At 39.0% G+C, this 13344-nt stretch carries 13 protein-coding genes and 1 pseudogene; 3 read left to right on the top strand and 11 right to left on the bottom strand.

Annotation, left to right across the window (positions count from 1 at the left end; all coding sequences use genetic code 11):
• The first annotated feature begins 535 nt into the window (after nucleotides 1–535).
• Nucleotides 536–1312 carry a tyrosine-type recombinase/integrase gene (locus tag D5018_RS18660; protein ID WP_121840498.1) on the top strand — a complete coding sequence of 259 codons (777 nt, stop codon included), beginning with the start codon at nucleotides 536–538 and terminating at the stop codon, nucleotides 1310–1312.
• 32 nt (nucleotides 1313–1344) lie between these two features.
• Here the strand turns inward: D5018_RS18660 and ttcA are convergent, their stop codons facing one another.
• The 11 genes from ttcA to ccoN all read right to left on the bottom strand — a co-directional run bounded on the left by ttcA (nucleotide 1345) and on the right by ccoN (nucleotide 11459).
• Nucleotides 1345–2295 (bottom strand): tRNA 2-thiocytidine(32) synthetase TtcA, encoded by a 951-nt coding sequence (ttcA, locus tag D5018_RS18655; RefSeq protein ID WP_165905110.1) that lies wholly within the window; start codon nucleotides 2293–2295, stop codon nucleotides 1345–1347.
• An 83-nt stretch (nucleotides 2296–2378) separates the two neighbouring features.
• Nucleotides 2379–3308: a universal stress protein UspE gene (gene uspE / locus D5018_RS18650; RefSeq protein ID WP_121840497.1), complete on the bottom strand. Its 930-nt coding sequence runs from the start codon at nucleotides 3306–3308 to the stop codon at nucleotides 2379–2381.
• 123 nt (nucleotides 3309–3431) lie between these two features.
• Nucleotides 3432–4178 (bottom strand): FNR family transcription factor, encoded by a 747-nt coding sequence (locus D5018_RS18645; RefSeq protein ID WP_121840496.1) that lies wholly within the window; start codon nucleotides 4176–4178, stop codon nucleotides 3432–3434.
• A gap of 109 nt (nucleotides 4179–4287) precedes the next feature.
• Entirely contained in the window at nucleotides 4288–4983 is a 696-nt protein-coding gene (locus tag D5018_RS18640; protein ID WP_121840495.1) for a sulfite exporter TauE/SafE family protein, read from the bottom strand.
• Nucleotides 4976–5158 carry a cbb3-type cytochrome oxidase assembly protein CcoS gene (ccoS, locus tag D5018_RS18635; RefSeq protein WP_121840494.1) on the bottom strand — a complete coding sequence of 61 codons (183 nt, stop codon included), beginning with the start codon at nucleotides 5156–5158 and terminating at the stop codon, nucleotides 4976–4978. Before ccoS ends, D5018_RS18640 begins: the two co-directional genes overlap by 8 nt.
• The gene (locus D5018_RS18630; RefSeq protein ID WP_121840493.1) at nucleotides 5155–7551 is read right to left on the bottom strand and encodes a heavy metal translocating P-type ATPase; all 2397 of its coding nucleotides are present in this window, start codon (nucleotides 7549–7551) and stop codon (nucleotides 5155–5157) included. Before D5018_RS18630 ends, ccoS begins: the two co-directional genes overlap by 4 nt.
• Before the next feature lie 11 nt (nucleotides 7552–7562).
• On the bottom strand, nucleotides 7563–8042 hold the full coding sequence (locus D5018_RS18625; protein ID WP_121840501.1) for a FixH family protein: 480 nt from the start codon (nucleotides 8040–8042) through the stop codon (nucleotides 7563–7565).
• Nucleotides 8043–8224: 182 nt separating this feature from the next.
• Complete coding sequence (ccoP, locus tag D5018_RS18620) at nucleotides 8225–9202, bottom strand: cytochrome-c oxidase, cbb3-type subunit III (RefSeq protein ID WP_121840500.1); 978 nt, start codon at nucleotides 9200–9202, stop codon at nucleotides 8225–8227.
• Between the two features lie 5 nt (nucleotides 9203–9207).
• Nucleotides 9208–9405: a cbb3-type cytochrome oxidase subunit 3 gene (locus D5018_RS18615; protein ID WP_121840492.1), complete on the bottom strand. Its 198-nt coding sequence runs from the start codon at nucleotides 9403–9405 to the stop codon at nucleotides 9208–9210.
• Nucleotides 9406–9416: 11 nt separating this feature from the next.
• A complete protein-coding gene (gene ccoO, locus D5018_RS18610) occupies nucleotides 9417–10022 on the bottom strand; it encodes a cytochrome-c oxidase, cbb3-type subunit II (protein ID WP_121840491.1) in 606 nt (201 codons plus the stop codon).
• Nucleotides 10023–10034: 12 nt separating this feature from the next.
• A complete protein-coding gene (gene ccoN / locus D5018_RS18605) occupies nucleotides 10035–11459 on the bottom strand; it encodes a cytochrome-c oxidase, cbb3-type subunit I (RefSeq protein WP_121840490.1) in 1425 nt (474 codons plus the stop codon).
• A gap of 276 nt (nucleotides 11460–11735) precedes the next feature.
• On the opposite strand from ccoN, the gene D5018_RS18600 reads away from it, so the two are divergent.
• Both D5018_RS18600 and D5018_RS18595 read left to right on the top strand, forming a co-directional pair.
• Complete coding sequence (locus D5018_RS18600) at nucleotides 11736–12185, top strand: hypothetical protein (protein WP_133309338.1); 450 nt, start codon at nucleotides 11736–11738, stop codon at nucleotides 12183–12185.
• 139 nt (nucleotides 12186–12324) lie between these two features.
• Nucleotides 12325–13221 (top strand): annotated as a pseudogene (locus D5018_RS18595) (tyrosine-type recombinase/integrase); the annotation flags it as partial.
• Nucleotides 13222–13344 lie beyond the last annotated feature (123 nt).

Here is a 13344-nt window from a genome sequence, read left to right as displayed (position 1 = left end):
TCTGTGCCATACGCAGTTACGTTTCGAGTTGCAGAAAGCAAAATATAACAGCTTCAACAGCGCTGAACTTGTTGTTCAGTGGGCATTTGCCAGATATTTTTGTTCAGTAGGCTGAATAGTTACAAAATAATTAGCTCGCTAAATACTTATTAGGTAACTTAACCCTAAATCTCAATCAAATTAAAACAGTGGTTAAACCATTTTATATAGCGTTTGATCGTTGATCTATATTTATATACTATAACTGCAATTATCGATCATAATATTGGGTGAGTACATAAATGCAGAAATTTTTACCCAAAACTGTTAAAAATTCCGACAATAATAAACATTCGGATCTTCAACTGAACAAACAGCCAACGGCACTGTTAGAAAATGCAAAAAAAGCTTCTGCGCAACAAGTTTTCGTCGTGCAGAAAACACGATTAAATCCTACTCATCTGCATGGAAGAGCTTTACTGAATTTTGCGACCTCCATGGTTTTGCTCCTTTACCAGCAATTCCAGAAGTTGTTCTTGCTTACCTCGGTCAAGAGATGACTCGTTATCATATTGGAACATTCAACGGTGAATCATCAGCTAGACAATTGAGTAACAGTGCAATAGGCATTCGCGTTGCTGCGATTCGTCATTTTCATATTGAACATGGATTTAGCTCTCCAACTACGCACCCTGAAATAATCAAATCGTTAGAAGGATTTAGGCGTAATCATTATCGTAATTTGATGTACGATGAAAAAAAACCGCTACTGAACTCAGAACTAGAGCGACTGATAAACACAATTAAACAAGAACCTCGTCAATTGTTAAAAGCTCGAGATCTAGCATTAATTACTTTGCTTAGAGCAGGGGGATTTCGAAGAAGTGAAATAGTAAAACTGACAACTGATAGTTTATATTACAGAGATGATGCTTTAGTTGTTACTTTACGTTTTACAAAGGCTAATCAAGCAGGAAAAGCTGAAACTAAAATACTTCCTAATGATGAAGATTTTTCGCCTTATCAATACGTTAAAGATTGGTTGAAAATTAGTGGGTTAACATCGGGACCAATATTTAGAAGTCTTTCAACTAATGGCTTAAGTCTTAAGAAAAATGGTAAAACTGAATTCCCGTCAATCAGTGCGCCTGATGTAAATCGGATATTAAAAAAATATCTTAAAAGAGCAGGTATAGACCCACACCAATTCGGAGCTCATAGTGCAAGAAGTGGGATTGTTACTCAATTAGGAATTGATAATGTGGGCATTATGAAAATACAATCGCGAACAGGTCACAAAGATTTAAGAATGTTGGCCACGTATAATAAGTAATGCCCGAAAAAATCGGGCATTATGTGAAAAAATTATGGTTTAAACGTATTAACTACATCGATGCGCTGAGTCATATCTAAATTAATATGTCCGCTATTACTCACATCTGTAAAGTCAAAAGCTGGAAGATCAGCTTCGGAAACTGAACCTGTGTTCTTAGCATTAGGATCACGTTTTAAAGAAACAAAATCAAACTGTTCTCTATCAACGCCTTGAGACGGTGCAGTGTTTTGCATTGCAGTATATATAGTTTCAATACGACCAGGATGCTGTTTATCCCACTGTTTGAGCATATCTTTGACAGCTTGGCGTTTCAAGTTTTCTTGTGAGCCGCATAAGTTGCATGGAATAATTGGAAAATTCTTTAGCTCTGCATATTCAGCAATGTCTTTTTCACGGCAGTATGCAAGAGGGCGTATAACTACATTAGCTCTATCATCTGATAATAATTTGGGAGGCATAGCTTTCATCTTGCCACCGTAAAACATATTTAAAAATAGTGTTTCGATAATATCATCACGATGATGACCAAGAGCAATTTTTGTAGCACCAATGTGTTGAGCAAAACCATACAAGGTTCCACGTCTTAAGCGTGAACATAACGAACAAGTCGTTTTACCTTCAGGGATTTTTTCTTTAACGATAGAATAAGTATCTTTTTCAAGAATATGATAGGCAATGCCTAAGCTATCAAGGTATGCAGGTAAAATATCTTCTGGAAAGCCTGGTTGCTTTTGATCTAAATTTACCGCAACAATTTCAAAGTTAATTGGAGCACGCTGCTGTAAATTAAGCAAAATATCAAGCATTGCATAACTGTCTTTACCACCAGACAAGCAGCACATGACGCGATCACCATCTTCAATCATATTGTAATCAGCAATAGCACTACCGACTTCACGACGTAACTTTTTTTGAAGTTTATTTTGTCGTGTTTGTTGCTTCTTTGATAATTCAGTCATTGATTGTGATTCTTGTGACATAAAAAACGCGCCTTGCTTAACATAAGGCGCGTATTATTCCAGTAAAGCTATTGTTGGTAAAGTGTAGGAGTCACTTTATTAATTTATTTTGGTGATATTGGCGAAACAAATCCATCTGGCTTTAGAGTAAGCAAGTCACAATTAATATTATCGATAACGTGCTCTGCAGTATTGCCAATCAAAGCTGCTGAAATACCGGTTCTTCCTATCGTACCAAGTATTACTAATTCAGCGCTAAGTTCCTCAGTTAACTCTGGAATAACATCCTCAGGTAAACCCTCTAGCACATGGCAATGCTCTTTTGCGATATTGAATTGTTCGGCGACTTTAATGAGCTCATTATGATGCTGCTCACGCATCGACTCATTATAATTAATCATGTCAAAGTCAGGTAACTCAATAGCAATATTAACAGGCGTACCGGGGTAGGCGTTGACGAGATGCACTTCGCCGTTAAATTGTTTCGCTATAAATTGAGCATGTTCAATAATAGAGTGCGATAAATGGCGGTGATTATCATCTTCTTCTAAATTAATTGCACATAGTATCTTTCCACCACTAAACCAATTTTTTGCTTTAACAAGGAGTACAGGTTCTGGTGCTTTACGCATTAAATGCCAATCTGTAGGAGTAAAGATGACCGATTTTAATTTATCGTGTTCATGCGTGCCTTTAATAATCACATCGAAATCTTCTTCGATAGCGAGTTCGATAATGCTTTCAAAAGGGCGGTTATGCCAAATGACTCGCTTTGAAATTTCAATTCCATCGGTCGAGTATGATTCAACAAGATCATCCAACCAAGCACGACGTTGGTCCAGCACACCATTGCGCATTGCATCACGCTCTTCAATGGAAAGAATAGAGGTCATTTCATACGACAAATCAAACACCGAATGAAAGATTGTCATTTTTGAATTATTTTTCTGGCTGAGTTCAATTGCACGTTCAAGCGCAATTTGATGCTCTGAGGTAGGGTCGATGACAACAAGTAAATTTTTAAATTTTTGCATTATTCCCTCCATATCAAATAGATTATTAAAGTTAAGCGACAAATCATTTCGCTAGGGCGCGCCCTAATGATATTGTCGCTTAAATAGAGGGTAACTTATTGTCTTAAATCAAAAATATCTTATTTAAACAATTCTAGCAGTACCCGCCATTTTTCTTAGTTCATCGAAATTTAAAATAGTGATGTATTTTCCATTAACTTCAATCAAACCTGATTTTTGGAAACGACCTAAAATACGACTAATAGTCTCAACGGTTAAACCAAGGTAGTTACCAATATCCGTTCGAGTCATAGTCAAGCGAAACTCTTTTTGCGAGAAGCCACGACTGCCAAAACGATTGGCAAGTGTACTGATGAAAGCCGCAAGCTTTTCGTCCGCACTCTTTTTACTAAGCAATAGAATCATATCTTGATCATTCATGATTTCGCTGCTCATTAACTTTAGGATCTGTTGACGCAGCTTAGGCATTTTAGCGGTAAGGTCATCAAGAGTCGTGTAGGGGATTTCACAGACCATAGATGTTTCCAGAGCCTGCGCAAAACTTTGGTGTTGATTTTGGTTGATTCCGTCAAAACCGATAACATCACCAGGAAGATGAAAGCCAGTAATTTGCTCTTCACCTTGCTCTGTAATAGTAAAGCTTTTGATAGTACCTGAACGAATGGCATACAAACACTTAAGTTCATCACCAGATTTAAAAACCTGCTCGCCTTTTTGGATAGGTTTTTTTCTTTCAATAATGCTATCTAGTTGATCTAGCTCATTGCTATTAAGCGCGACTGGGATGCATAATTCACTCATGCTGCAATCATGGCAATGAATGGTGCAACCAACGTGAGCTTTTTGATTTTTCTTCAGTTCTATAGCCATGGCTGTTCCAACACTTCTCTATAATCTTTTAATAGTTATGTAAACGTAACACTATAAATGTAATGGTAGGGATTACATTTTAATAATATGCATATTAGGTAGATAGTGATTAAAGCTGATTAAATGCAATCCAAAGTGTATGAACACCAAAGCTTGCAACTAACAACCCGCTTAACAACCTAACTTTTCTTTTTTGCACCCAACTGGAAATGGTTCTGGATGCAACCCCGATACTTAACAGCGCAGGCATGGTTCCTAGGCCAAAGGCAAACATAATTAGCCCACCTTTTATGGCTGAACCACTGGCAACTGACCATGTCAGTGTAGAATATACTAACCCACATGGTAGCCAGCCCCAAACTATTCCTGCGATTAGGGCTTTTGGAACCGTCTTAATAGGAAGCAACTTTGTTGCAATTGGCTTTAAATATTGCCAAAAATAATTTCCTATTTTTTCTATCTTTGTTAGACCTTGCCAAATCGAAGATAGATATAAACCCGTAACGAGCATCATTATTCCAGCAAAAATTCTCAGAATAATCAAGTAGTGATCAATTGAGAACAGCCCTTTAAGACTAGCTGCTGCGCCACCTAATATTACTCCTGCCGTAGTGTAACTCAAGACACGGCCAATGTTATAACTAAATAACAATTTCAATTGTTTTAATAGAAGATTTTCACCGACTTGAATTTTTTGTGGAGTATTGCTAGAAAGAGCAGCCATTAATCCACCGCACATACCGAAACAGTGAGCCGCTCCCATTAAGCCTACAACAAAAGCAGCGACGAAATCGTAATCAGTCATGAGGTTTGTCGTTTTTGCCGTTTGAATTTTGGCTTTCGTCCTCTTCAAATAATATTGAGGAACCCTGTCTGTCTAAATCATCAAACTGTTCTGACTTTACAGCCCAAAAAAATACAGCAACAGCGATCGCAACAAAAATCATTGCAATAGGGATTAGTACATAGATGATACTCATTTTGCATCCTTCAAAAGTCTTAAACTGTTACTTACCACAATTAGAGAACTCGCTGACATACCAATTGCTGCAACATAGGGGGCAATATTACCACTCATTGCTAATGGAAGGACAACTAAGTTGTAACCTAATGCCCACATAAGGTTCTGTTTGATGATTTTTGTGGTTCTGGTGGCGACATTAATCGCATCTACAAATCTCGTTAATTTATCTCCGAGTAAAATTAAATCTGCACTGTTCTTAGCAATCGCAGTACCACTACCCATAGCTACAGATAAATCGGCACCAGATAAAACCGGAGCATCGTTAATGCCATCACCAAACATAACCACTTTATGTTTTTCAGCTTGCAGCCTTTTAACAAGGTCAAGTTTATCGCTTGGCGTTAGATCAAAATGAACATCATTTATACCTAATTTAGAAGCTACAGCTTGAACATGACCTGATTGATCTCCACTGGCAATAGCCAAATGAAGATTAAGCTTTTGCATCTGTTGAATACTTGAGAGAGCATCGTTACGAATTTCATCAGATAGGGTCACTTCAGCAACTAATTCATCTTCTTTTAATAATGAAATAGTTTGCTCTGTAGATGCGCTGTTTTTAGATGCATGCGCCTTGCCTACAAAATAATTTTCACTGTTTATTACTCCACTGATCCCTTTACCCACATGATGCTCTACATCGCTAATGGCAAAATTACAGGTATCCAAATATTCTCTAAATACCTTAGCAATAGGGTGCTCAGAACCTTGTTCTAACGCAGCTATAATCTTAAGAACAGTTTGTTTATTCAGACATTTTGAATAGATTTTTACATCTGATATTTGTAACCGACCATAGGTAAGGGTGCCGGTCTTATCAAAGACTACGTGCTTAATTTTTGGGAGCGTTTCAAAAACTCCAGATTTACGCGTAATAATGCCAAGCTTAGTAAACATGGCCGTAGCACAAGTAACAGCAGTAGGTGTAGCCAATGCAAGAGCACAAGGACAGGTTGCGACAAGTACAGATAGTGTTACCCAGAATGCATCTTCAGGAGAAATAAAGAAATGCCAAACAAGGTAAGTGATGAGGCTTAAAGAAAGAACTGCAGCAGAAAAATAGCGCGAAAGTTTATCAACAATCAAGGCAATGGAAGGGCGATTATTAGATGCAAGCTCTTGTAAGCGAATGATTTCAGATACAAATTGCTCATTTCCAATGGCATTAACTCTAACTTTAACGGGCTGCTCAACGTTAATAGTACCAGCAAATACTTGCTGATCTTTTGACTTGGTTAATGGTAAATGTTCCCCTGTGAGCATGGACTCGTTTAAGCTAGACTTCCCCTCAGCGATAATGCCATCAGCTGCGATAACTTCGCCGGGCTTCACTAAAATTACGTCGCCAATCTTTAATTGCTTCGCTGCGACTTCTTTATAGTCACTTTCTACAACTAGCGTGGCAGTAAGAGGCACTAATTTATGTAAGTTACTTGAGCTAACTGAGGCCTTTTGTTTTGCTTTTTGTTCAAAGTACCGACCCAATAATAAGAAGAAGGTAAACATTGAAACGGATTCAAAATAAACTTCTCCCACACCGTGGTACGTAGCAAAACAGCTTGCTATAAAGGCGCCGCCAATAGCTATAGAAACAGGCACATCCATATTGATTCGGCCCGAAAGCAAAGAGCGAACCGCACTAAAATAGAATGGTTGAGCAGAGTAGAGTGCTACTGGCGCAGCAAAGATCATACTTACCCATCGGAAGTAATCACGAAATTCGGTATCTAAGTCAGTAAAGTAACCAGTATACAGAGCAAGGGCAAACATCATCACTTGCATGGTAGAAAAACCAGCAAGACCAAGTCTTAATAAAAATTGCTTACTGGATTTTTTGGCTTTTGCCTCTTGTTCATCAACTTGGTAAGGAGCTGCAACATAACCTATGGCACTGATTTGCTGTAATATCTCACTTAGCTTGAGTTGATTTTTGTCCCAAGAAATAAGTGCGCGCTGCGTTGTTGAATTAACCATGACTTTCTGCAGGCCTTTTAGCTGCTTTAATTTATGCTCAATCAGCCAAGCACAAGCTGCGCAGGTGATACCATCAATTGAAAGTGAAACCGTTTGAATGTCAGCAGTATCGGAATGTACAAAATCCTTTTGGACTTCATCTAAATCATAAGCACTAAAGCTATTAAGCTCGTCTGGAACAAGTTCAGACTGCTTCGTTCCTGGTTCAGTACGGAATTTATAATAGTTTTTCAGTCCAGCATCCATGATGGCTTGGGAAACAGCCTGACAACCAATACAACACATAGGTTGAGCTTGCTCATTAATTACGGTTGTCAGAACAACAGAAGCGGGGACAGATTCCCCGCAGTGATAACATTGTTTATCTTGGCTCATAGTGATTCACGCTAGTTTAACCAGCTTTCTGTGCCATCTTTTAAAGTAATGCGTTTCTTTAAACGCCAAGATTTATCAAAACCTTCCACTTGAACAATCCAATCGCCATTTAGAGGCTGCTTTGAATCTATGCGGTAAACTGAGTTTCCATCGGCAGATGCAAGTACATCAAAGTCTCTTTCTTTAATTGTTGGATGGTAAAATTCTACAGCTAACGCGGCCTTATAAGGTGTGCCACCATGTTGTTGGATAAGAATTTCATTATTATGGACTTGAATTGAGAACTGCAATCCCATTGCTCGCGCTTTTTGCTCTCTCTTCTTATCTTGGTTAATGCCTTTACCTTTTTTGTAGTAATCATCAACCACAACAGTATCAGAGTATTTCGCGGCAATAACCAAAGTTGCAATGCTTGCTGCAACCACAGTTAGTGGCAAAATAATTAAAAACCAAGGCCAAAATTGCTTGTACCAAGCTGTAGGTGTTTCCATTTTTGCACTCATAACTAAAAATTCAAAGCACATCAATTGAGTGCTTTATACAACAGCCCCTAGAGTAGGGGAGATTAAATACCAAAAAATACTCTCATAATTTTGTCTTCTTTGGTATTTAATCTGTAGTCTAATTTGTAAAAGGATTTAAAAAAGGCCCCGAAATCGAGGCCTTTTCAACGTTACTTCTTAGCTTGATGTGACAAGCTGTAAACGTATGCAGTAATAACGTGGACTTTTTCCTCGCCTAGAATGTCTTTCCAAGCAGGCATTACACCACTACGACCATTCTTGATACTTTCAAGAATTGCCTTACGAGTACCACCATAAACCCAAGCTTTATCCTTAAGGTTTGGAGCACCCATGAATTTATTACCAGAACCGTCCATACCGTGACAAGCAAAACAGCCCTTCATGAATGATGCATGACCTTGCGCAGCAAGCTCTTTGTCACCTTCACGACCATTTAGGGTAAAGATGTATTCAGTTAACGCTTTCAACTCACTATCTTGAATTGGTAGACCACCTTTAGGAGGCATCATACCGTTACGACCGTTCATGATAGAAGTTTTAATAGTCGCTAAATCACCACCGTATAACCAAGAGTTATCAGTTAGATTAGGGAAGCCTTTACCGCCGCGAGCGTCAGAACCGTGACACTGAGCACAGTTTTGTACGAATAGACGCTTACCAACGTTTAACGCTTCTTTATCTTTAACCAACTCTTCAAGTGGTGTTTTCAAGTATGCAGCGAAGATAGGGCCATAAGTTTCATCAGCCTTTTTCATTTCAGCGTCATACTGAACGTAACGACCTTCTTTAGCAGCAAGTTCAGTTGCCGCTTTAGAGTCTTCTTTAATACCTTTTTCATAACCAACACTTTGGTTAGAACTGTTCCACTGTAGCAGGCCTTTCCAGTTTCCAAGCCCTGGATATAGAGCTAGGTAAGCTAGACCAAACACAATGGTGATTAGGTACATATATTTCCACCACTTAGGTAGTGGATTGTTTAGTTCTTCGATGCCATCGAAAGAGTGCCCCATGGACTTTCCTTCTTCGACATCTGTGTGGTTTTTGTTACACAGTTGCAGCAAAATAAAGCAGGCTGCAATTACAAATAATGTAATAACTGTGATCCAAACACTCCAGAAGCTACTCATTAACATTATTTTTGCTCTCCTGAGTCCTTATTGTTTTCCTTAGTAGAGTCCTTCTCGTTAGAGTTTTCCTCATCTGAAAACACAAGGTTAGCCGCCTCATCAAATTTCTTCTTCTGACGCGAGCTATAAGCCCAAGCGAATATACCGATAAAGACGATCATTACAATGATTGTCAAAATGCCTTGTAATGTGCCGTAATCCATATATTGCCTCCTTATTTAAGGGCGTGCCCCAATGACTGTAGATATGCAATCAGTGCCTGCATTTCAGTTTTACCTTCAACTGCAGCTTTTGCACCTTTAATATCTTCATCTGTGTATGGCACTCCGAAGTTACGGAAGATTTCCATCTTGTCAGCAGTCAACTTGCCATCAAGCTTGTTGTCCATTAACCATGGGAATCCAGGCATATTTGATTGAGGTACCACAGCACGTGGGTCAATCAAATGCACTTCATGCCATTTGTCACTGTAACGACCGCCAACACGGGCTAGATCAGGACCTGTACGCTTAGAACCCCACTGGAATGGATGATCCCATACAGATTCACCAGCAACAGAGTAGTGTCCATAACGTTCAGTTTCTGCACGAAGTGGACGAATCATCTGACTGTGACAGTTATAACAACCTTCACGGATGTAGATATCACGGCCTTCAAGTTCTAAAGCAGTATAAGGACGTAAGCCCTCAACTGGAACTGTAGTATCTTTTTGGAAAATCAATGGAGTGATTTGAACCAAGCCACCGAAACTAATAGCGATAACGGTAAAGATACCAAGCAGACCGATGTTCTTTTCAATAAACTCGTGATTAAATTTCATCGTTTCTGCTCCTTATGCTTCAACTTTCTTTAACGAACCTTCAGGGGCTTTAACAGTCTTGATAACGTTGTATGCCATTAAGAACATACCGAACAAGAAGAATGCACCGCCTAAGAAGCGAACGAAGTAGAATGGGTACGAAGCCTCGATACTTTCAACAAAGCTGTAAGTTAGAGTACCGTCAGAGTTAACAGCACGCCACATCAGACCTTGCATTACACCAGAAATCCACATAGATACGATGTAAAGAACAGTACCGATAGTCGCTAACCAGAAGTGAACGTTAACAAGGTTATTGCTATACATACGACCTTGGTTAAATAGAACTGGAATCAAGTGGTATAGAGAACCAATAGAAACCATAGCAACCCAACCAAGAGCACCAGAGTGAACGTGTCCAACAGTCCAGTCAGTGTAGTGAGATAGCGCGTTCACAGTCTTGATAGACATCATTGGACCTTCGAAGGTAGACATACCGTAGAAAGACAGAGATACAATCAAGAAACGTAGAATTGGGTCAGTACGTAGTTTGTGCCATGCACCAGAAAGCGTCATGATACCGTTAATCATACCACCCCAAGAAGGAGCAAATAAGATCAATGACATCACCATACCTAAAGACTGAGTCCAGTCAGGTAGGGCAGTGTAGTGCAAGTGGTGAGGACCAGCCCAAATATAAAGAGCGATAAGAGCCCAGAAGTGAACAATAGATAGACGATAAGAATATACTGGACGCTCAGCTTGCTTAGGAACGAAGTAGTACATCATACCCAAGAAACCAGCCGTCAGTAGGAAACCTACCGCGTTGTGACCATACCACCATTGAACCATCGCATCTACAGCACCAGCATAGATAGAGTACGATTTCATCGCACTAACTGGGATAGCCATAGAGTTAACAATGTGCAACACGGCAACGGTAATAATGAAAGCACCGAAGAACCAGTTCGCAACATAAATATGTGACGTGGTTCGTTTAATTATGGTACCAAAGAATACAACCGCATAAGCCACCCAAACAACGGTGATTGCGATATCAATTGGCCACTCAAGTTCAGCATATTCTTTACCACTAGTGAAACCTAGAGGTAATGATATTGCTGCAGAAAGAATGATTGCTTGCCAACCCCAGAATGTAAACGCTGCTAATTTAGGAGCGAACAAACGAGTTTGACAGGTACGTTGAACTACATAGTAGGACGTAGCAAAAAGGGCTGAAGTACCGAACGCGAAAATCACGGCGTTAGTGTGCAGAGGTCTAAGACGACTGTACGTTAGCCATGGAGTATCGAAGTTCAATGCAGGCCAGATCAACTGAGCTGCAATAAGAACACCGACTGCCATACCAACAATACCCCACAAAACAGTGGTTAAGGCAAATTGGCGGACAACGGTGTAATTGTAATCAGCGCCTGTAGGCTGGGAATGGTTCATCATATTGCTTCCACTGCTTATTACTTTTACTTATAGTTTTAGGTAGAGCAAAGCTATACCTGGTTAAATTAATGCCAAATCGATTGTTTTATATTCAAAAAAACGAAAGGGCATTGCTGCATTGCTTGCACAACAGTTATAAAGGTTTGCAAAGCAGTGGTATTTTACTAAAGGCACCGTCAAAAAGATACCTATGACTTGTTATCAAAATTGATCTGGATCATGTTTGCGACCAGAATGTGAGCGAAAACTAATAAAGGACAATTTGCAGTGGGCGATATGACAATTTCAAAAATTTTATTACCATTAATCATAAGCTTAGGATTAATTGGTTGCGGTCAAAAAGACACGAAAAATGTAGAAAAAGGGAGTTCAGATCCTACTTTATGCAGTTTTTTAGACAATTCGTGCACAAAATCAACGAAAGGTGTTAATTTTACAATAAAAATTAGTCCTGAAGAGGTGCCAAGTGAACAAGATTTACATTTTCGTCTGACTGTCGATAAAACAGTCATAAATGTAAAAGCCCGCTTAGAGGGGAGGGATATGTTTATGGGCATCATTCCTGTAGTCTTATCTCAAACCGAATCAAACACCTATGATAGCCAGTTTATGCTCGGTTCATGTGCTAGTGGTTATATGGTATGGCGCCTATTTATTAGTGCTGAATACCAAGGTCAACAAATCAACACTCACTTTGATTTCTTAGCGGATAACAAGCAAAAGTAGCATTATTGTTTTAAAAATCGAACAAAAATGACAAAGTTTAAATCTGTGTAACAGCTCACAAAACCTTAACTCAAGCTGACAACTTCAATTAGCTTAATGCCGATAATCACCGTTATCGGCAATTCATATAAGAAAACAAATGAAACTACTTCCACCTGTAATTCCGATATTCGACAAGCCAGAATACATACTTGAAGGGAATCCTGTTGTTAATCAATACATCACAAACGTTAGTCTTTCATCTGTAGAAGACGCCAGTTTATTACTAGAACATGCTGCAGATTGGCTTTGTGAAGAAAAGCATTGCGAAAATAACTACAAAGCGTATAGGAGTGAAATCACCACGTTTTTTCATTGGTGTTTTGATATAGCAAAACTATCTCCGATACAGATGACCCGTAAAGATATGGCTAAGTACATTAATTATTGCCAGAATCCACCAGAAGCACTGATCGGATATTTCAATGTGGCTCAATTTACAGGTAAAGATGAGCTACGCCAGCCAAACCCAAATTGGAGGCCATTTATAGGTAAAAAAGCCAATGGCAGCCCAATACCATACACATTGAGCGACAATGCTCTTAAAACCAAAATTGCCATTTTATCTGCGTTTTACAACTATCTGATCACAGAAGAATACTGTGAGCGAAATGTCGCTCAAATCTGGCTTAACCATAGTCGATTTGGTAAAAACAAAAGCTATAAAATGGAATCTTCAGATGAAAAATTACCAATTTTTACCGAATTACAATGGTCATATGTAATTTCAACAGTTCAAAAATTGGCTAATGAGAACCCAAATATCTATCAGCGGCATCAATTTTTAATACAACTATTATATAGCTGCTATTTACGTATATCAGAAGTCTCAGCGCGCGCTGGATATTCTCCAGTAATGGGACAATTTAGACAAAACCAACAAACTGGTATTTGGCTGTTTTACATACCGAAAAGTAAAGGCGGCAAAAAACGCAGTGTTACAGTATCTAAATCATTACTGAACGCACTCAAAAGTTATCGAAAATTTCTTAAATTGCGAATTTCGGTCATTCCGGACAGCGGTTTCGGGATCATCCGGACAGTCGTGATCCCAGATTTCTCTTAACCTAATTTTTACTACAAGTGTCCGGATTGATCCAGTTTTCGCATAGATTCACCT

It is taken from the genome of Parashewanella curva (genome assembly GCF_003675895.1).
GTDB classification, from domain to species: Bacteria; Pseudomonadota; Gammaproteobacteria; order Enterobacterales; family Shewanellaceae; genus Parashewanella; species Parashewanella curva.
The sequence above is the reverse complement of the archived record's forward strand: the minus strand, read 5'-3'. Positions and strand labels throughout refer to the sequence as shown.